17 protein-coding genes are annotated in these 18694 nt (G+C 65.6%); 11 read left to right on the top strand and 6 right to left on the bottom strand.

The window, feature by feature from the left end; all coding sequences use genetic code 11:
- Positions 1-178: 178 nt before the first annotated feature.
- Together M3498_04205 and M3498_04200 are read right to left on the bottom strand one after the other, a co-directional pair.
- Positions 179-1351 (bottom strand): MFS transporter, encoded by a 1173-nt coding sequence (locus M3498_04205; protein ID MDQ3458500.1) that lies wholly within the window; start codon positions 1349-1351, stop codon positions 179-181.
- A gap of 131 nt (positions 1352-1482) precedes the next feature.
- Positions 1483-4227 (bottom strand): S-layer homology domain-containing protein, encoded by a 2745-nt coding sequence (locus M3498_04200; GenBank protein MDQ3458499.1) that lies wholly within the window; start codon positions 4225-4227, stop codon positions 1483-1485.
- 384 nt (positions 4228-4611) lie between these two features.
- Between M3498_04200 and thyX the strand changes: the two genes are divergently transcribed.
- Genes thyX through M3498_04185 form a run of 3 tightly spaced genes read left to right on the top strand, consistent with a single transcriptional unit; the run spans position 4612 to position 6541 of the window.
- A complete protein-coding gene (thyX, locus tag M3498_04195; protein MDQ3458498.1) occupies positions 4612-5484 on the top strand; it encodes an FAD-dependent thymidylate synthase in 873 nt (290 codons plus the stop codon).
- Between the two features lie 11 nt (positions 5485-5495).
- Complete coding sequence (locus M3498_04190) at positions 5496-5951, top strand: 23S rRNA (pseudouridine(1915)-N(3))-methyltransferase RlmH (protein MDQ3458497.1); 456 nt, start codon at positions 5496-5498, stop codon at positions 5949-5951.
- Positions 5952-6007: 56 nt separating this feature from the next.
- Positions 6008-6541, top strand: coding sequence for a hypothetical protein (locus tag M3498_04185; GenBank protein MDQ3458496.1), 534 nt, complete (start codon positions 6008-6010; stop codon positions 6539-6541).
- Between the two features lie 62 nt (positions 6542-6603).
- Here M3498_04185 and M3498_04180 read toward each other — a convergent pair whose 3' ends face one another.
- The 3 genes from M3498_04180 to rodA all read right to left on the bottom strand — a co-directional run bounded on the left by M3498_04180 (position 6604) and on the right by rodA (position 8712).
- Positions 6604-6969 (bottom strand): metal-sulfur cluster assembly factor, encoded by a 366-nt coding sequence (locus M3498_04180; protein MDQ3458495.1) that lies wholly within the window; start codon positions 6967-6969, stop codon positions 6604-6606.
- 78 nt (positions 6970-7047) lie between these two features.
- Positions 7048-7566 (bottom strand): hypothetical protein, encoded by a 519-nt coding sequence (locus tag M3498_04175; GenBank protein ID MDQ3458494.1) that lies wholly within the window; start codon positions 7564-7566, stop codon positions 7048-7050.
- Positions 7567-7647: 81 nt separating this feature from the next.
- Positions 7648-8712, bottom strand: a complete 1065-nt coding sequence (rodA, locus tag M3498_04170) for a rod shape-determining protein RodA (protein ID MDQ3458493.1) — start codon at positions 8710-8712, stop codon at positions 7648-7650.
- A gap of 245 nt (positions 8713-8957) precedes the next feature.
- Here rodA and hslV point away from each other — a divergent pair, with 245 nt between their 5' ends.
- The 6 genes from hslV to pyrH all read left to right on the top strand — a co-directional run bounded on the left by hslV (position 8958) and on the right by pyrH (position 14782).
- The gene (gene hslV, locus M3498_04165; protein MDQ3458492.1) at positions 8958-9539 is read left to right on the top strand and encodes an ATP-dependent protease subunit HslV; all 582 of its coding nucleotides are present in this window, start codon (positions 8958-8960) and stop codon (positions 9537-9539) included.
- A gap of 41 nt (positions 9540-9580) precedes the next feature.
- The gene (gene hslU / locus M3498_04160; protein ID MDQ3458491.1) at positions 9581-10861 is read left to right on the top strand and encodes an ATP-dependent protease ATPase subunit HslU; all 1281 of its coding nucleotides are present in this window, start codon (positions 9581-9583) and stop codon (positions 10859-10861) included.
- 315 nt (positions 10862-11176) lie between these two features.
- The gene (locus M3498_04155; GenBank protein MDQ3458490.1) at positions 11177-12247 is read left to right on the top strand and encodes a tetratricopeptide repeat protein; all 1071 of its coding nucleotides are present in this window, start codon (positions 11177-11179) and stop codon (positions 12245-12247) included.
- 280 nt (positions 12248-12527) lie between these two features.
- On the top strand, positions 12528-13352 hold the full coding sequence (gene rpsB / locus M3498_04150) for a 30S ribosomal protein S2 (GenBank protein ID MDQ3458489.1): 825 nt from the start codon (positions 12528-12530) through the stop codon (positions 13350-13352).
- A 148-nt stretch (positions 13353-13500) separates the two neighbouring features.
- On the top strand, positions 13501-14082 hold the full coding sequence (locus M3498_04145) for an elongation factor Ts (GenBank protein MDQ3458488.1): 582 nt from the start codon (positions 13501-13503) through the stop codon (positions 14080-14082).
- Between the two features lies 1 nt (position 14083).
- Entirely contained in the window at positions 14084-14782 is a 699-nt protein-coding gene (gene pyrH / locus M3498_04140; protein MDQ3458487.1) for a UMP kinase, read from the top strand.
- Positions 14783-14954: 172 nt separating this feature from the next.
- Here the strand turns inward: pyrH and M3498_04135 are convergent, their stop codons facing one another.
- On the bottom strand, positions 14955-16787 hold the full coding sequence (locus M3498_04135; GenBank protein ID MDQ3458486.1) for a S9 family peptidase: 1833 nt from the start codon (positions 16785-16787) through the stop codon (positions 14955-14957).
- A gap of 217 nt (positions 16788-17004) precedes the next feature.
- Here M3498_04135 and frr point away from each other — a divergent pair, with 217 nt between their 5' ends.
- Entirely contained in the window at positions 17005-17559 is a 555-nt protein-coding gene (gene frr / locus M3498_04130; protein ID MDQ3458485.1) for a ribosome recycling factor, read from the top strand.
- Between the two features lie 228 nt (positions 17560-17787).
- The gene (locus M3498_04125) at positions 17788-18660 is read left to right on the top strand and encodes a phosphatidate cytidylyltransferase (GenBank protein ID MDQ3458484.1); all 873 of its coding nucleotides are present in this window, start codon (positions 17788-17790) and stop codon (positions 18658-18660) included.
- Positions 18661-18694: the final 34 nt, after the last annotated feature.

Here is an 18694-nt window from a genome sequence, read left to right as displayed (position 1 = left end):
GCCTGCGTTTTGTGGGGGCGGTGTGGACGGTAGCGTGGGCGGTAGCAAAGTGGAGACGCCGCTCGAGCGGCGTCTCCACTTTGCTACCGCCCACGCTACCGTCCACACCGCCCCCACAAAACGCAGGCGCGGGCACTTCCGGATGGTCCCCTCCGGTAACGCGCGCAAGCCCGCCGGCCTAGTCCCGGCAGAGACGCCAGGCCGCTGCAAACGCCAGCAGCAGCGCGACTACCGTCAGCCCCACCACACCCGGCCAGGCGTAGCCGGGCCAGAACAAGCCGGGCAGATAGGCTCCCAGCCCGCCGCCCGCATAGTAAGCGAAGAGGTAGAGCGCGGTGGCGCCGGCCCGGTTGCGCTCGGCCCGCGCGGCCACATAAGCGGTCGCCGTGCTCTGCGTGGCGAAGTTGGCGAAGCACAACAGCAGCAAGGAGCTCACGAGCGGAGCAGTCTCCGCGCGCAGGGTAGCCAGATTGGCCAGCACCAAGAGCAGCAAGGCCCACATCATGATGCGCTGCCGGGTCATCACGCCGACGAGCAGGCCCGCCGCCGGCGAGGACACCATGCCCGCGGCGTAGACCACGTAGACGAGGCCGATGCTGGCCGGTGAAAAACCGAAGGGCGGGGCTTCCAGGTAGAAGGGCAGATAGGTGAACACCGCCATAAAGGCAAAAAAGAGCGCGAAGCCGACCGCATAAGCACCCAGGAGCCGGGGGTTGCCGAGATGCCCCAGCATGCCGCGGTAGGCCTGGCCGAGCCGACCCTCGGCCTCGAAGCGGCGCGAGGCCGGCAGCCACAGCCACAGCAGGGTTCCCGCCAGGAGGCTGAGAAGAGCACTGGCGACAAAAGCCCAGGGCCAGCCGAAGAGCTCGGTCACGGCGCCGCTCATCACCCGGCTGACGAGGCCGCCTAAGACGTTGGAGGCGATGTAGCCGCCCAGGAGCGGGCCCAGCCACTCGGCCTCGAACTCCTCGGCCAAATAGGCGACGCCGATGGCGGTGATGCCCGGCAAGAGCGCCCCCTGAACGAGGCGCCAGGCGAGCAGGGCGGCCATCGACGGCGCCAGGGCGCAGAGCAGCGAGGGCAGGGCCAAGAGCAAAGACGAGGCCACCATCACCGGCTTGCGGCCGATGCGGTCGGAGATGGGACCGACCACCAACGAGGCCAGGGCCAGGCTGAAGATGAGCGCAGCGACGCTCAGGCTGGCGGTGCTGGCGGAGACGCCGAAGTCCCTGGCCAGGACCGGCAGGATCGGCTGCGGCAGGTACATGGCGACAAAGGCGGTGGTCGCCGCCCCGTAGAGCAGCAAGGCCGTAGCGATACCCGGGCGTGGACGAACGCTGACGGCCGGCATGACGGCTCAGTCTACCGCCCTTTCGGGCATGTGCGAGATGTCCCAAGCGAGCACACGACAATAAACCGCAAAAGAAGGACCCCGCTTGCGCGGGGTCCTTCTTTTGCTATCGGTACGCCGAAGACTGGCGTCTAGAAGTTGACGACGTAGCGGATTCTGAAGCGGTTGCCGGTAGTGCTCTCGTCGGCGACGGTGCCGCCGGCGATGGTGTTGCTGTACATACCGTAGGCGAACTGGAGGTCGAAGTAGTCCCAGGTCAGCTCGAAGCCGGTCGTGGTCTGCACCGCACCGCCGAGGTCGGCCGCGGTATGGGCGCGGGTCGCGACGTTGACGCTGGTCATCTCGTTGACGTCGGGGTCGGCGGGGTCGGCGCGCCGCGCGACGCTGATGTTGGTGCCCATGTAGGAGCCGAAGCGGGCGCTGACGCTACTGTTCTCGAAGAGGAACTCGTTCAGGGTCACGCCGACGCTGTAGTGCAGCTCTTCGGCGGTGAAAGCGGCCGCTTCCGCGGGGTCGAGAGCGCTGGTGCGGTAGTTGGCCGCGGCGTTCAAGCTGGGGTTGAGGAAGATGTCGAGCGGCTCGGTGCTCAGGCTGGTGCCGGCGCGGATGGTGGTGTCGGCGCCGTCGATCGGGTTCTGCGCCCTGTCGACGAAGCTGACGTAGGGGTCCAAGGTGATGCCCGCGACGGTGAGGCTGTAGTCGGCCTCGGCGGTGATGCGCGGGGTGCCGCCAAAGCCGCCTGGGCCGAGCAGCGCGTACTCGAAGTTGAGGTTGAGGCCGTCGATGAGCGCGTTTTCGGCAGCGCCGTCGTGACGCAGGCCGGCGCCGAGCTCGCTGGCGTAGTTCTGGGTGCGGGCGTTGCCGGCAAAGCCGCCGAGGTTGCGCACTTCGGCGCCGTCCACCAGGGCCTGGCGGAAGAAGCCACGCGCCGCGAAGCCGGCGAAGAGATCGACTTCGGTCGTGGCGCCGTAGGCGGTGACATCAGCGCCGCTGGAGGGGATGGTGTAGGAGTCGAAGTAGACGCCGACGTCGAGGATGAAGAGGTTGACGCTGGCGTCGACGCCGAAGCCCACCTGGTCGAAGCGGAAGGGCTTGTCGCCCTCGGCGCCGAACTCGACGCCGAAGAAGCCGCCGGCGACGTTGGCCGTCTCCGCACCGATGTTCCTGACGGGCATGTTGCGGTAGTTGGCGGTCAGGCTGTTGAGCAGCGGCAGGGTGTCGCCGGCGACGGTCGCCGTGACGTAGTAGAGGTCGGTGGCTTCATCCGAGCCGAGGTCGCCGATAGGGTTGCCGTCGGCGTCGGTGGTGGTGACGGCGCCCTCGCTGCGGGCGTACTCACCGGCGAGGCTGACGAAGCCGAGCGAGACGTTGGCGTCGACGCCGAACACGCCGGTCGCCGATGCGTCGTCGGCTCTGTCGAGCTGAGCGAGCGACACGCCGAGGGTGAGACCTTCGAAGGGGCTCAAGGTGGCGCGGACGCCGAAGTATTGGGCGTTGGGGCCGAGCACCTGCACGTTGTCGGCGCCCTCGATATCGACGGTCCTTCTGGCGATGCCGTAGGCCGCCGACAGGGTGGGGCTCAGGAAGTCAAGAAAGTCGGGGGCGCCGATGGTGGCGACGAAGCCGGGGCCCAGGGCCTGGAAGACGTATTGGGTGAAGCGGGCCTCCGGGGCCTCGCCGAACTGGAACTGGATGGGGCCGGCGCCGGCGACGTCCACCGTGGCGATGACGTTTCTCAGCTCGAAGACGAAGCCGTCGAAGGTGGCGGTGCAAGCCGCGTTGGCGCAGAGGCCGAAGGCGCGCCTGAGGCGGAAGTCGACGACGGCGTCGAACTCATCGAGACCGCTGACGCCGGTGCCGCCACGGCCCTCGCCGAAGCCGAAGTCGGCGGCCAGGTCAGTGGTGAAGGCGGCGGGCGTCTGGAAGATGTCGGCGCGCTCGCGAGCGGGGATGTCGCCATCAGCACCGGTGCTGAAGACCGAGTTGGCCAGGCCGCGGGGCATGCCGGCACCGCCGACGAAGATGCGGTCGACGTCAAAGGCGATCTGGTCGCCGTCGAGCGTACCCTGTATAAGGGTGAGCGTGACGCTGCCCGTGAAGGTGATCTGCGCCTCCTCGAGCGCGGTGACGCGGGCGTCAAGCTCGTCGATGCGGCCGACCTGCTCCTCGAGCGCGGCTACGCGCTCGCGCAGGGCGACCTGGTCGCGGCGCAAGAGGATCACGAACTCGCGGAGGTTGGCGACGTCGCGGGTGGTGCGGTCGATGTCGGCCATAAAGTCGGGGGCGCCATCGGTAGGACCGGCGCGCAGCGCGTCGATCTCCTGGGTGAGCTGAGCTACCACGTCGTTGAGGCTGGCGATGCCGCGGGCATTGGCCTCGACTTGCGCGGCGAGCATGGGATCGATGCCGGCCAGAGCGGCGTCCTCGGCGGCTTGAGCGCGGGCCAGCGCGGTGTCGACTTCGACCTCGAGGGCGTCGAGACGGTTGAGCAGCGCGGCCTGGTCGGCCATCATGCCGATGTCGCCGCGGAGCATATCGAGGTCGCCCTCGAGCGTGCCCACGCGCATGCCGAGCTCCTGGACCGCGTTGCGCAGCGCGGTGAGGTCTTCGGCGCTCAAGGCGCCGATGGCGGCGACATCCTCGGCGATGACGTTGAGGAGGCGGCTGACGACCAGCGCGGCCTGGTAACGGGTAAAGCCCTCGTTACCGCGGAAGGTACCGTCAGGAAAGCCGATCACGATGCCTAGGTCGGCAATGCGATTGACGGCGTCGGCAGCCCAGTGGCCCGCCGGAATATCCGGAAAGGCCGGCTGCTCCTGCGCCAGGGCGCCACTGGCTAGAAGTGTGGCGAGTAAGGTGATGAAGAGTTTTCTCATAGTGTTTTACCCCTTGAACATTGTGTTTGACCATCGTGTGATTTCTTGCAGCAGCGATCAGGAGGCGTGCTTCCGGCTCGAGTGTCCGAGTTTCCTCTGCCGCCCGCAGGCGCCCTCTCGCTGAGATCTGGGGTCCAGCTAGCCGGTTCAATGGGTACACCTCCTTTCACTGCGGCTACGCAAAGACACAAATCCACAAGCAGTATGTCACATGTTTTCGGGGCTGTCAAACCCTATGAAAAGCTTGTGAGAGGCACTTGCCGTGTTCTGGACGCAAAAGGCGTCTTGTGTGAAAACGGCTACACACAAGCTTCTAATCGCCAAGCCATCCGCGCCAAGGCTCGAGAGACGCCGCCGCGGCTGCCTCCTGGCATAGAATGGCCCATGGCCCATACCAGCATTCCCGCGGCAGAGGCCCTGCTGGACCAGGAATTTCGCGTCCTGGACAAAGGTTTCGTGCGCCTGGTCGATTATATGGGCGGCGACGCCCGCATCGTCCAGGCCGCCCGCGTCTCCTACGGCGAGGGCACCAAGACCGTGCGCGAGGACGCTGGACTGATCGACTACCTCTTGCGTCATGACCACAGCAGCCCCTTCGAGCAGGTCATCTTCACCTTTCACGTCAAGATGCCCATCTTCGTGGCGCGGCAGTGGATTCGCCACAGGACCGCGCGGCTGAACGAGATCAGCGGCAGATACTCGGTCATGCGCGACGAGTTCTACTGCCCGAGGCCGGGCGAGGTGCGCCTCCAGTCGCGCCTCAACAAGCAGGGCAGCAGCGAGGAGAGCCTGCCCGAGGAGCTTCAGGAGCGGGTCATCGCCCTCATCCAGGCCGAGCAGGCCGCAACCTACGGCTCCTATCAGGGCCTCTTGGAGGACGGCATCGCCCGCGAGCTCGCCCGGCTCAACCTGCCCCTCAGCCTCTACACCGAGATGTACTGGCAGATCGACCTCAACAACCTCTTTCACTTTCTGCGCCTGCGCCTGGACTGGCACGCCCAGTTTGAAATCCGCGTCTACGGCGACGCCATGGCCAGGGTGGTCAAGGCCGTCGCGCCCATGGCCTACGCCGCCTTCGAGGAGCACGTGCTCTACGGCCGCCGCTTTTCAAGGACCGAGATCGAACTCCTGCGCGAGCTGATCGACCCCGCCGGGTTGCGCGAGGCCATGGGCGCCTCGGGTATGAAGAGGACGCGCCAGCTCGAGCTCTTCGACAAGCTGGGTCTCCAAGCGGACGCGCTCGAGCCGGGCCCTTAAGAGCTACCAGCATGCGCTACAGCGTCGTCGCCATCGGCCGGCTCAAGCGGGGCTTCTACAAAGGCGGCGCCGACCACTACCTGAAGCGGCTCGGGGGCTACGCCAAGGTCGAGATGGTCGAGCTCAAGGACAGCAGGCTGAACGACGCCGCGGCCAGGGACGACGAGGCCAAGCGCCTCCTGGCGGCCGCTTCGGGCTACCTCATCGCCCTCGACGAGCAGGGCGAGGGGCAGGACTCGCGCACGCTCGCCGCGCGGGTGACGGCCCTGGAGACCCAAGGGGTGAGCCGGATCAGCCTGCTCATCGGCGGCGCCCAGGGCCACGGGCAGAGGCTACGAGAACGCGCCCAGGCCGCCTGGAGCCTCTCCAGCCTCACCTTGCCCCACGAGCTCGCCCGGCTGGTCTTACTCGAGCAGCTCTACCGCATCGAGACCATCCGGGCGGGGCATCCTTATCACCGGGATTAGGCCTATCACCGGGATTGGGTCACCGGGACCGGGCGGCGCCTGCTAGACTCGAGCGCGTGAACGTGCTGCTTGAAGGAAGCGGAGCCCCGGCTTTTGAAGCAAAGACGCTGGCGGGCGAAACGCCGAACAGCGCCGAGGCTCTAGCCCGAGGCCCGCTGCTCCTCTGCTTTGCCATGCCCGAAATCCACGCCAGCCGCCTCGCGGTCGGCTATCTGCGGCGGCTCCAGGAACGGCTGCCAGGGCTTGCGGTCTGGCTCGTCTTGCAGGGCGAGGCGGCGGCGGTGCGGGCCTATGCCGAGGGCTACCTGGGGGGCCTCACGGTGATTCACGACGAAGGGCTCGAGCTGAGCCGCCTCTACGCGGTGACACACGTGCCTGCGGTCTACTACCTCGAAAACACCGAATCGGGCGAGGCCCAAATCCGCCTGGCCTTCACCGGTTTCAGCCGTCCCGCCCTCAACCGGCTGGCCGGCCTGGCCGCCGCCGCCACCGGGGCCAAGGCGCAAGAGCTGATCGGCCCCAGCGACAACAAGGGCGAGTACGAACTGGCCGAGCGGGCGCTCAGCGCGCCGCGAACGGAACCAGGCTGAACACGGCTGCGGTTTTGGGTCAGAACAAGGCGACTCCCGACTCCTGCGTTCCGACTCCTGCCCTACAGGTTGAAGCCGAACATCCTCATCTGCTTTTTGCCGTCGTCGGACATCTTGGCCGGGCTCCAGGGCGGCGACCACACGAAGTCGACACTGACCTGCTTGACGCCCTCGACCTTCATCGCGGCCAGCTCGGCGTCGGCCTGGATCATGTCCTGCACGGGGCAGCCCATGCTGGTCAGGGTCATCTCGATGGTGACGCTGCCGTCCTCGTCGATGTTCAGGTCGTAGATGAGGCCCAGGTCCACCACGTTGAGGGGGATTTCGGGGTCCTTGACGACCTTGAGCGCCTCGAGAATCGCCTCCTTGGTGGGCAGGCCCGTGGCCGGTGCTTCGCTTGCGGACGCTTTGGTAGATGCTTCGCTCATGGCCCCAGCCTAGCAGAGATTGGGGTCACCAATGGTCGCCCCGAGATGCCGGCGAGTGAAGGGACAGGGAGCATGCCCCTACTCGCTATCCTCATGCTCCCCGCCCAGCCTGGGCGCCCTCACCCCGACCGAAGCACCGAGCTCATCGCCCATCGCGGCGATGTCCGCGGCGAGCTCGTTGCGCATCAGCAGGATGCGCTCGTCGAGCTGCGCCCGGGTTCGGCGCAGGCCGTCCTCGAGCCCCTCGCCGAGCCCCGACAGGCGCTTTTCGAGGTGGTTGAGGCGCTCGCCGAGGCGTTTTTCGACGCCCTCGAGTTCGCTGAAGCGCGCCCGCTCGAGCTCGTCGCGCAAGGCCTCGAGCCTCTTCTCGTAGTCGTTCATCCGCTTGAGCTGGCCTGCTCTTGAAAAGAGCGAGAGCAGAAAGTAGAGCACGCTCAAGATCACGGTGGCGAGCAAGAGGACGAGCCCGAGCGGCAGAAACGCCTCCGTCACCAGCAGATTCACGCGGCTCGTGGCGGTCAGAGCCTCCAGGTTGAAAAGCGCAAAGAGGAGACAGAGCAGGACGATAACGGTGAGCAAAACACCTTTCGCGGTCATGGCAACCTCCAGGGGTCAGGGGTCAGGGGTCAGGGGTCGGGGGTCGGCATAAACCTTGATGCTGTTTGCCTTTACCAACCTTTACCAGTCCTCGTAACGGTCGCGGTGGACCGTGAAGGCGATGGCGAGCGCCGCCAGCGTCGCGATGAGGCTGGTGCCGCCGTAGGAGACGAGCGGCAGGGTGATGCCCGTGACCGGCGCCAAGCCGAGGCTCACGCCGATGTTGACCAGGACCTGAAAGCCGATCAAGGACAAGACTCCGGTGATGATGAGCTGGTCGCGCTCCCTGGGGCACTCGACCGCCATCGCCGCTAAGCGCCAGAAGAGCAGCGCGAAGAGCAGAATCAGGCCGGCCGCGCCGACGAAGCCCGCCTCCTCGGCCAGGACGGGATAGATGAAGTCGGTCTGCTTGAAAGGGATGAAGTCGAGCTGTGACTGAGTGCCCTGCTGGTAGCCCTTGCCGAAGAGCCCGCCCGAGCCCACCGCGATGCGCGACTGGATCACCTGGTAGCCGCTTCCCTGCGGGTCGGCGGTGGGGTTCAAGAAGGTGACGACGCGCTCTTGCTGGTGCGGCCTCAAGTTGGGCCAGACGAGTGTGGGCGCGGCCAGCAGCAGGACCAGGCTGAAGACGAGCACGTGACGCAGGGGCAGCCCGCGCACGAACAGGATGCCGAAGCCGAGGGCGCCCATGACGAGCGCGCCGCCGAGATCGGGTCCCATCAAGACCAGCGTCGCCGGCACGCCGATAAGCGCGAGCGGTCGCAGGTAAGCGAGCAGGCCGCGGATGGGTCGCTCGTGCAGGCTGACGGCCAGGCTCAAGAGGAGCGCGAGCTTGGCGAACTCCGAGGGTTGGAAGGCGGGCAGCGGGCCCAGTTTGAGCCAGCGGCGGGCGCCGTAGACTTCCGGCATCAGCAGCAGGGTGGCCACGAGCAAGAGCAGGGTGACGGCGTAGGCGGCCGGGGCCAGCCTGACCAGGCGCTCGCGCCCGAGCCAGAGCACGAGCAGGCAGACCGGCAGGGACAGCGCCAGGTAGAGGAGCTGCTGCGCCAGGGTACCGTCCGCGGGCGCGGCGCTGTTCAGGGTGAGGAGGCCGACGGCCAAGATGAGGGCGGTCAGAATAGGCATGCCGAGCTCGAGCTTGCTCATGGCTTGTCACTCACGGCTTGGCCTCACAGAAGTGCCGAAATGGAAGCCCACTGCGCGTAGGGATAGAAGGGCATAGGCCAAGTCTACCCCAGGGCGCCGCGCGGGCAGCATAGGATTTTGCCTATCCCCAAGAGGGGCTGGGGGGTGGGTGGGGTCTGAGCAAAGATTGAAGCTCTAGACACCAGCCCGCCCTGTTCCGCCCTGCCGATACATCCTTTCGGGCCAGGCCTGTTAGGATTCTCGGGATGAAACGCATGCACGGAACGACCATCGTCGCCGTCCACAGGGGCGGCGTGTCGGCGATCGCCGGCGACGGCCAGGTGACCCTGGGCGACACCATCGTGAAAAAGGGCGCGGTCAAGGTGCGCGCCCTCGAGGACGGCAAGATCCTCACCGGCTTCGCCGGGGCGGTTTCGGACGCCTTTACCCTGTTGGACAAGTTCGAGTCGCACCTCTCCTCGAGCAAGAGCAACCTGCTCAGGGCCGCCGTGGAAACCGTCAAGGAGTGGCGGACCGACCGGGTCTTGCGCAACTTGGAGGCCATGCTGATCGTCGCCGACGACAAGCAGATCCTCACGCTCTCGGGCGTCGGCGACGTGATCGCGCCCGATGAGAACGTGGTGGCGGTGGGCTCGGGCGGCGCCTACGCTCAGGCCGCGGCCCTGGCCCTGTTGCGCCACACCGACATGGCCGCGCCCGAGATCGCCGAGACCGCTCTCAAGATCGCCGCCGACATCGACATCTATACCAGCGGCAACGCCACCGTGCTCGCAGTGGGCGGAGACAGCGAAGCAGAAGGGGCAGAAGGGGCAGAGGTCGAGTCATGACCGAGCTGGTGCAGATGGACCGCCCCCAAAGGAGACAAGAGATGAGCGAGTTGACGCCTCTGGAGATCGTCGCCGAGCTCGACAAGCACATCATCGGCCAGAACAAGGCCAAGCGCTCGGTGGCGGTGGCGCTTCGTAACCACTACCGCCGCCGGCAGCTCTCTGACGACCTGCAGCGCGAGGTCACGCCCAAGAACATCCTGATGATCGGCCCGACCGGGGTCGGCAAGACCGAGATCGCCCGGCGCCTCGCTAGATTGGCGCGGGCGCCCTTCATCAAGGTGGAGGCGACCAAGTTCACCGAGGTGGGCTACGTCGGCCGCGACGTCGAGTCGATCGTCCGCGACCTCGCCCAGGCCGCTTACGTGATGGTCGAGCGCGAAAAGCTCGAGGCGGTGCAGGAGCGCGCCAAGCGCCACGCCGAGGACCGGCTCTTGGACTATCTGCTGCCCGGCGGCACCGAGGAGGGTCGCGCCAAGATGCGCAGCCTGCTCGAGAACGGCGGGCTCGAGGACCGCTCGATCGAGATCGAGGTGAGCGATGAGCGCCCCATGCCGATGATGGGCGCGGGCATGGAGGAGATGGGCTTGAACCTCCAGGACATGTTCTCCAACCTCATGCCCAAAAAGCGCGTGCGCCGCAAGACGAAGATAAAGGACGCCCGCGAGACCCTAAAGGTCGAGGAGGCCAAAAAGCTCATCGATCACGACGAGGTCGCCCGTGAGGCCGTCTACCGCGCCGAGAACTTCGGCATCGTGTTTTTGGACGAGCTCGACAAGGTCGCGGGCGAGTCGGGCGGCAGCGGCCCGGACATCTCGGGCGAGGGCGTGCAGCGCGACCTCCTGCCGGTCGTCGAGGGCACCCAAGTCACCACCCGCTACGGCCAAGTGAAGACCGACCACGTGCTGTTCATCGCCGCGGGCGCCTTCAACGTCTCCAAACCCTCCGACCTGATTCCCGAGCTGCAGGGGAGATTTCCCATCCGCGTCGAACTCGACGCCCTCTCGGCGACCGACTTCCAGCGCATCCTCACCCAGCCCAAGCACTCCCTGACCAAGCAGTACCTGGAGCTGCTCAAGGTGGACGGTAACGTTGTCCGCTTCACCGACTCGGGCATCGAGAGCATCGCCCACTACAGCGCCCGCGTCAACGACGAGGTCGAGGACATCGGCGCTCGCAGGCTCCACACCGTGCTCGAGACCGTCTTGGAAGACGTCTCCTTCGGCACCGACTTGGGCGAGGTCATCATCGACCAGACCTACGTCGAGCGCAAGCTCGAGGGCATCGTGAACGACGAGGACTTGAGCCGCTACGTGCTGTAGGGCACACACCATCGGCCCGTAGGGGCGCGATTACCCGTAGGGGCGCGATTAATCGCGCCCCTACGGCACACGCCCTTCTCACAGTGACTCGTCATGATGGTCCCTGAGATCGGTGCTGAGCTGGGCGGGTACGGCAATAGACCAAAATAGACCAGTACGTTGCCGCACCAGCCACCACAGCCGGAGCGTCCCCTGGGGACACCACACGTTCAGGTGCGTTCAGTTTGCGCGTCAACAGGTTTGTTGATCAACAATATCGCGGTTTTGCAAGGCCGTCACCGGAGGATGCAAGTGATAGCAAAGATAGCAGGTTTCTTGACCCTTACGCTCTGTCTCAGCGCCGCCTTTGCTCAGGAGGGGGGAGCCAGCGTGGCCGACCTGCTCCTGGCCGGGGACAACTACGTCCGCCAGAACGACTGCTTTACCGCCATCCAGGCCTACAACATGGTCTTGGACCGCGAGCCCGACAACGTCGAGGCGCATTTGGGCCGGGGCCGCGCGCTCTTTTGTGAGGGTGCCGTCGCCATGGCCGCCGAGGACTTCCGCCAGGTCATCACCACCGACTCGAGCAACGTGCTCGGCTATGTCTGGCTGGCGCGCGCCTACCGCACCCAGTACCAAGACAGCCCCCGCGAGGGCGCCGGCCGGCTCGACGACGCCCTGGGCGTTCTCCAGGACGCCGAACGCATCGACAACCAGTACGCGCCCCTCTATAACGAGCGCGGCCTGGTCCTGCGCGAGCGCGGTGATTTGGAGGGCTCTCGCACCGCCTTCGAGACCGCCATCGAGCGAGCCCGCAGCCAGGACGCGCCCGCTGCCGAGCAGGCGCTCTACCACATGCACGCCGGCGTCAGCTACCGCGACCTCGGCCAGCCCGAACAGGCGCTTGCCTCGTTTCGGCGGGCGGTGGCGATGGACCCGCGCAACGCCGCCGCCCGCAATTACCTCGGCGTGACCTACAAGGGCCTGGAGCGCTGCGAAGACGCCGTCTTCGAGCTCGAGCAGGCCGTGCAGCTCAATCCCAGCTTCCGCGAGGCCAATGCCAACCTGGGCGTCACCCTCTTCGACTGTGGTCAGGTCGAGGCCTCCGAACGCTACCTGAGAAGGGCGCTCGAGATCGACCCGCTCTCCTATCCCGGCATCTACATCTACTTGTCGCGGGTGTCCTTGCAGCAGGGCCGCCTTGACGAGGCCGTCGACACCGCCTCGAGGGGCGCCATCTTGCCGCCCAACTCGGCGGACGCCTGGTACTGGCTCGGCCAGGCCTTCCAGGAGCGGGGCGCCGCCGACGATGCGAACAACGCCTGCGACGCCTACCGCAACGCCCTGCAACTCGACGCCGATCACAGCGAGGCTCGTGGGGCCCTAGACAGATCGTGTCAATAGCGCTATCCTGAATATTTGGGTTTACAGGGGTGCAGCGGCAGCGGGATGTCCGCCGCGCCCGAGCAAGGGGCCTGCGGGCCCTTTTGTTTGAGGTCGGAGCGTCAGGCGCTCTGAGGTTACGGCCACTAGGCCGCTTGACCTGAGGTTACGGCCACTAGGCTCTTCGACCTGAGGTTAGAGCCACTAGGCCGCTTGACTTGAGGTTAGAGCCACTAGGCTCTTCGACCTTACTCACCTGTTCACCAAAATCTTTCGCTCAACGTCCCGCTCTGGAGGAACCATGTCCTACTTAGGCATGAAGCAACTGCTCGAGGCCGGTGTCCACTTCGGCCACGAGACCAAGCGCTGGAATCCCAAGATGAAGCGCTACATCTTTGCCGAACGCAACGGCATCTTCATCATCGACCTGCAAAAGACCCTGGTCGAGTCCGACAAGTCCTTTGCCTTTTTGCAAGACGTCGCCGCGCGCGGCGGCACCATCCTCTTCGTCGGCACCAAGAAGCAGGCTCAGGAGATCTTGGCCGCCGAGGCCAAGCGCTGCGGCATGCCCTTTATCAACGAGCGCTGGCTGGGCGGCATGCTCACCAACTTCCGCACCATCCGCACCCGCGTCGACCGGCTCAAGGAGCTCGAGAAGTGGTTCGAGGATAGCGGCATCTTGAGGTTCTCCAAAAAAGAGCAGGTCGAACTCGGCAAGGAGATGCAGCGCCTGCAACGTTACCTGGGCGGCATCCGCGACTTGAGCCGAGCGCCGGACGCGCTCTTCATCATCGACCCGACCAAGGAGAGCATCGCCGTCAAGGAGGCCAACAAGCTGGGCATCCCGGTCGTCGCCCTGGCCGACACCGACTCCGACCCCGACGTGCTCGACTACATCATCCCCGGCAACGACGACGCCATCCGCTCGATCCAGCTCGTCACCGCCCGCCTCAGCGACGCCATCATCGAGGTGCGCGGCGGCGCCGAGGCGCAGCAAGGGAGCGCTCAGGCGGCGGGAGCTGCTCAGGGCGAGGCGCCACCTCCTCGCGAGCAGCCCAGCCACATGCCCTCGACCGAGGAGACCATCGCTCGCGCGGCCGCGCTCGGTGCCAGCGAGAGGAGCTAAAGGCAGGAGTCGGAATTCAGGGACAGGACTCGGAATCAAACCTTTTGCCTCCTGACTCCTGACCGGCAAGAACCACAGGCAAGACCGGATTGCCACACCGGATTTCTACAGATTTCTACAGAGGAGACACCCAACTATGGCCGTCACGATGGATACGATCAAGAGGCTGCGCGCGATGACCGGCGCGGGCATGATGGATGTCAAGGGGGCGCTTCAGGAGACCGGCGGCGACGTCGATAAGGCCGCCACCCTGTTGCGCGAGCGCGGCGTCGCCAAGGCTGCCAAAAAGCAAGGTCGCGAGGCCGGCGAGGGCTTTATCGGCTCCTACATCCACCACAACGGCAAGGTGGCCACGCTGGTCGAACTCAACTGCGAGACCGACTTCGTGGCCCGCAACGAGCGCTTTCAGGGGCTCGCCCGCGACCTGGCCATCCACGTCGCCATGGCCAACCCGAGTTACAAGAGCCGCGACGAGGTGCCCACCGAGGCCCTCGAGGAGGAGCGCAAGGTGCTCGCCGCGCAGGCTCGCGAAGAGGGTAAGCCCGAGAACGTCGTCGAGCGAATCGTCGAAGGGCGCATCAACAAGTTCTACGCTGAGACCACCCTGTTGGAGCAGCCCTTCATCAAGGACGAGAGCAAGACCGTCGAGGCCCTCATCCAGGAGGCCATCGCCACCATCGGCGAGAACATCCAGATCGGCAAGTTCGCGCGCATCAGCATCGGCGGCTGATGTGAAGCGAGTGCTGCTAAAGCTTTCCGGTGAGTTCCTGGCTGGTTTTGAGGGAACGGGAATCAGTCATGAGGCTACTGGGACACTCGCCCAAGAGATCGCCGCGGCTCACAGCCGCGGCGTTCAAATTGCGGTGGTGGTGGGGGGCGGCAACTTCTGGCGGGGTGCGCAACATGGGGGCAGCATGGACCCGGCCACCGCGGATTATGTCGGCATGCTGCCCACGGTGATGAACGCGATGGTCTTGCAAGACGCCCTCGAGCAAGCAGGAGTAGACACCCGCGTGCAGACGGCCATCACCATGCAAGAGATCGCCGAGCCCTATATCCGTCGCCGGGCTCTCAGGCACCTCGAGAAGGGGCGGGTGGTGATCTTCGGCGGCGGCACCGGCAATCCCTTTTTCACCACCGACACCGCCGCCGCCCTGCGCGCCCTGGAAATGGGCGCCGACGTGGTTTTGATGGCCAAAAACAAGGTGGACGGCGTCTACAGCGACGACCCCCACAAGAACCCAGGGGCGACGAAGTTCGAGACGCTCAGCTATTTGGACGTCTTAAACCAGGGCCTCAAGGTGATGGACGCGACCGCCATCAGCCTCTGCATGGACAAGGGGCTGCCCATCGTCGTCTTCGACATCTTCGTCAAGCGCAACCTGGAGCACCTTTTGGCGGGCGCCCACGTCGGCACGAGGATCTCGTGAGGAGCCGACTGCCCGACAACTCCGGCGACTGGGGCGCGCCTGGCGCAGACGGCCAGCAAGATCGGCATCCACCACGCCTTTAGACTGCACGGTCGCGGCAGGGCGAACGAATCCACCCCACAGTCACATCGGCCCTCCAAGCCGGACCGAAGAAACCCCTTCGGTCCGGCTATCACCCTTCTTGGCGGCCGCCTAAGTGCTCGGCCAAGAATGCCTCGGCGCGCCGGTAGAACTCGAGGCGGTTTTCAGGCCGTACAAAGCCGTGACCCTCGTCGGCAAACTCGAGGTAATCGACCGTCTTGCCGGCCTGCTCGAGCGCCTCGACAATCTGGAGGCTTTCGGCGCGCTTCACCCTGGGGTCGTTGGCGCCTTGCGCGATGAAGAGTGGCGCTTGAATGCGGTTCGCGTGAAAGAGGGGCGAGCGCTCGCGCAAGAGCGCCTCGTCGCGCTCAGGATGGCCGACTCGCTTGTAGAGCATGGGCCTCATCGCTTCCCAATAGGGCGGGATGGTTTCCAAAAAGGTAAAGAGGCTGGATGGCCCGACGATATCGACGCCGCAGGCGTAGAGCTCGGGCGTCTTGGTGAGGCCGCTCAGGACCGCGAAGCCTCCGTAGGAGCCGCCGTAGATGCCGACGCGGTCCTTGTCGGCGACGCCCTCGGCGATCAGCCACGCGACCCCGTCGCTGATGTCGTCTTGCATCTTGCCGCCCCACTCGAGGTCGGCGGCGTTGATAAAGGTTTTGCCGTAGCCCGTCGAGCCGCGGAAGTTGATCTGCAAGACCGCGTAGCCGCGGTTGGCAAGCCACTGCGCCTCGGGGTGGTACCCCCACATGTCGCGCCACCAGGGACCGCCGTGAATGTTGAGGACTGTGGGCAGGCCTTTGGCTTGGGCGCCGACGGGCAAGCTCAGGTAACCGTGGATGGTGAGGCCGTCACGGGCCGGGTAGCTCACCGGCGTCATCTGCGCGAGAGGCAGGCCCTCGAGTTCGGGCCGGGCAGCGAAGAGAAATGTGCCCTCCTTGGTGGTGCGGTCATAGCTGTAGTAGACGACCGGACCCCGGTCCTGGGTGTAAGCGACGAGCCAGGTGGTATCCGCGAGGTCGCGCCCGACAACCTCGAAGTCGCCCGCGTGGAGGCGTTCCAGGGCAGTGAAATCGCCTTTCAGCACCTCGTCGAGGACCTGCCAGCGCTTGCGCGCCCTCACAAAGGCCGCTGCTTGGGGCGCGTGGCTGGTGGGGTGCAGGAGGAGGTCGTGGAGGTCGGCGTCAGCGTCGGTGGCCAAGACCTTCTCCTCGAGCGTCTCCAAGTCGAGCGTGCGCGCCTCGGCGGTGTTTGAGCCCACGCTGCTACTCAGGTAGAGCGTCCGGTCATCCCCGGCGAAGGTCCAGGCGTTCGTGCCGAGGGCGTCCTCGCTGTCCCAACTCATGACCTCTCGCCAGTCGCCTTGGCTGCGCGCCAAGAGGGCGAAGCCGCCTGAGGCGTTGGGTACCTGGGCGACACGAACGCGAAGCTGATGGTCCGCTACCCAGCCCATCGCGCCCAGATCGTTGGTCACGACGAGCTCGCGCTCGCCCGTGCGGGTATTCACCCGGTAGACGTCGTGATACTGCGGCGTGCGGTCGTTCAGGCCCACCAGAAGCTCGTCGGGAAAGTCGTTGGCGGTGGCAAAGGGCTGCGCTTGCACGCCCTCGACGGGCGTGAGGTCGCGGGGCTCGTCGCCGCTATGGCCCACGGCGTAGAGGTGCCAGTTCTCGTCGCCATCACGGTCCTGGATGTAGAGGAGCTGCTCGCCGTTCTTGGCCCACAAGTAGAACTGGATGCCACGCCCTCGGTCGCGGGTGAGGGTACGATCGTCCTCCTCGCCGACGGTCCGCAGCCACAGGTTCATGACGCCGTCCTCGGGCGCGAGGTAGGCGAGGCGTTTGCCGTCCGGGGAGAGCTGAGGGCTAACATAGCGGGGATTGCCGAAGAACGTTTCTCGGGGAATGATGGGCACGTCGGTCATGTTGCCTCCTTGGCACGGTGGCTTGGCACGGTGGCTTGGCACGGTGGTTTCTTGGCACGGTAGTTTCACGGCATTCTAGCGTGTTTGGCGACCGGGGTCAAAAACCTCCGCTCACGGTTTTGGATCCGGCAACCGACGCCTCTTCGGCGCTTGCCGCGTTGCTGTCTATATCACCGCCTCGGCAAGGTATGATGCTTCTAAGCTACGGGAGGTTGAGATGAAGACAGTCCTGAGAGAGACCAAGGAGCGCATGCAGAAGTCGCTCGAGTCCTTTGAGCAAAACGTCGGCACGGTGCGCACCGGCCGCGCCAACCCGGGCATCTTGAACCGCATCCAGGTGGACTACTACGGCGCCAGCATGCCCTTGCCGCAGGTCGCCGGGGTCTCGAGCCCCGACCCGCGCACGCTGCTGATCACCCCCTTCGACAGGTCGGCGGTCGGCAGCATCGAAAAGGCCATCCGCGAGAGCGGCCTCGGCTTCAACCCGAACAACAAGGGCGACAGCATCTTCATCTCGATTCCGCCCCTGAACGACGAGCGCCGCCGCGAGTTGGTCAGGACGGTCAAGACGATGGGCGAGGAGGCGCGTGTCGCCATGCGCAACATCCGCCGCGACGCCAACGACGAACTGAGGGAGATGCGCAAGGAGAACCTGCTCACCGAGGACGAGGTCAAAGGCGGCGAGGGCGAGGTCCAGAAGCTGACCGACGACTTCATCCGCCGGATCGACGAGCGCCTCAAGGGCAAAGAAGCCGACATCATGGAAGTCTAGGCGCGGAAGCCCAAGCGCAAAAGTCCAGAGGCTGGTGATGAGGATTCGGACGGGTTGTGAGGAAGTGCGAGAGCAGCGGTTGATCTCACGGTTCCTCGCTTGTCGTTGTGTTTGTCGGGTTTGTCCGTCGCGTTCGTCCATTGATTTGTCCATTGAGTTGTCCGTCGTCGCCCTACCGGGAGACGTGGCCGAGTGACGCCCGCCGCCACACCCCGGGCGCGCTAAGCTATGACAGCCAAGGGGACGAAGCGGGCGTTTCCCTACAGCAGGGTCGTCTCCTCCTTGGTGGCCTTCGTGGGTTTTTTGCTGGTCCTCTGGGTGGGGCTGCCCCTGCTCGCGCCCGCTTACCTCTTCGTCTCGCTGGTCGCCATCCAGGAGTACAGCGTGATGATGAACCTGCGCGGCATCCCCATCCGCAAGCGCAGTCTGTGGGTGGCGACGATTCTCACCTTGCCGGCCTCTTTGCCCGTCAGCTATCCCGGCATGGAACCGCTGGTGGCCGGGGTGAGCTGGCGCGAGGCGCTCCTCGGCATGGTCGCGCTCTACCTCATCGCGCTCGAGGTTATTCGCCCCAACGAACAGTCGATGAACGCGGTCATCTACTCGCTGTTTGGCTACTTTTACATCCCCTGGCTGCTCGGCTACGCCATCACCCTGCGCTACACGCCCGACGGCGTCTTGGGCCTCTGGTATCTGGCCCTGCCCGCCCTGGGCATCATCGCCAGCGACGTGGGCGCCTACGTGATCGGCAGCCTCTTCGGCAAGAACAAGCTGGCGCCGCTGATCAGCCCCAACAAGACCCTGGAGGGCGCCTTTGGCGGGCTCGCGCTAGCTATCGTCATGGTGTCGGCAACCACCTACGCGCTCGAGCTCTGGACGGGTCTGCAGGTGAACCTCTATGACAGCATCTTCTTCGCCATCTTGGTGGCCAGCGCGGCGCAGCTCGGCGACCTCTTCGAGTCGCTCATCAAGCGCTGGGCGGGCGTCAAGGACGCGGGCTTTTTCATGCCCGGCCACGGCGGCGCCCTAGACCGCATCGACTCGGCGCTCTTCGCCGTGCCGGTCACCTACTACTTCGTGACGCTCTTCATCTTGCGCTGAGGGCAGCCGGTAGCGAACAAAGCGTTTACCTGCG

Source organism: Deinococcota bacterium (assembly GCA_030858465.1).
Taxonomy (GTDB): Bacteria; Deinococcota; Deinococci; order Deinococcales; family Trueperaceae; genus JALZLY01.
Note: the sequence above shows the minus strand (reverse complement) of the source record. Positions and strands in the feature narration are given on the sequence as shown.

Bases quoted from the DNA above. Each gene is read 5' to 3' on its own strand.
- M3498_04205 (MDQ3458500.1), bottom strand. From the start codon at position 1,351: ATGCCGGCCGTCAGCGTTCGTCCACGCCCGGGTATCGCTACGGCCTTG.
- M3498_04200 (MDQ3458499.1), bottom strand. From the start codon at position 4,227: ATGAGAAAACTCTTCATCACCTTACTCGCCACACTTCTAGCCAGTGGC.
- thyX (MDQ3458498.1), top strand. From the start codon at position 4,612: ATGGCCCATACCAGCATTCCCGCGGCAGAGGCCCTGCTGGACCAGGAA.
- M3498_04190 (MDQ3458497.1), top strand. From the start codon at position 5,496: ATGCGCTACAGCGTCGTCGCCATCGGCCGGCTCAAGCGGGGCTTCTAC.
- M3498_04180 (MDQ3458495.1), bottom strand. From the start codon at position 6,969: ATGAGCGAAGCATCTACCAAAGCGTCCGCAAGCGAAGCACCGGCCACG.
- M3498_04175 (MDQ3458494.1), bottom strand. From the start codon at position 7,566: ATGACCGCGAAAGGTGTTTTGCTCACCGTTATCGTCCTGCTCTGTCTC.
- rodA (MDQ3458493.1), bottom strand. From the start codon at position 8,712: ATGAGCAAGCTCGAGCTCGGCATGCCTATTCTGACCGCCCTCATCTTG.
- hslV (MDQ3458492.1), top strand. From the start codon at position 8,958: ATGAAACGCATGCACGGAACGACCATCGTCGCCGTCCACAGGGGCGGC.
- hslU (MDQ3458491.1), top strand. From the start codon at position 9,581: ATGAGCGAGTTGACGCCTCTGGAGATCGTCGCCGAGCTCGACAAGCAC.
- rpsB (MDQ3458489.1), top strand. From the start codon at position 12,528: ATGTCCTACTTAGGCATGAAGCAACTGCTCGAGGCCGGTGTCCACTTC.
- M3498_04145 (MDQ3458488.1), top strand. From the start codon at position 13,501: ATGGATACGATCAAGAGGCTGCGCGCGATGACCGGCGCGGGCATGATG.
- M3498_04135 (MDQ3458486.1), bottom strand. From the start codon at position 16,787: ATGACCGACGTGCCCATCATTCCCCGAGAAACGTTCTTCGGCAATCCC.
- frr (MDQ3458485.1), top strand. From the start codon at position 17,005: ATGAAGACAGTCCTGAGAGAGACCAAGGAGCGCATGCAGAAGTCGCTC.
- M3498_04125 (MDQ3458484.1), top strand. From the start codon at position 17,788: ATGACAGCCAAGGGGACGAAGCGGGCGTTTCCCTACAGCAGGGTCGTC.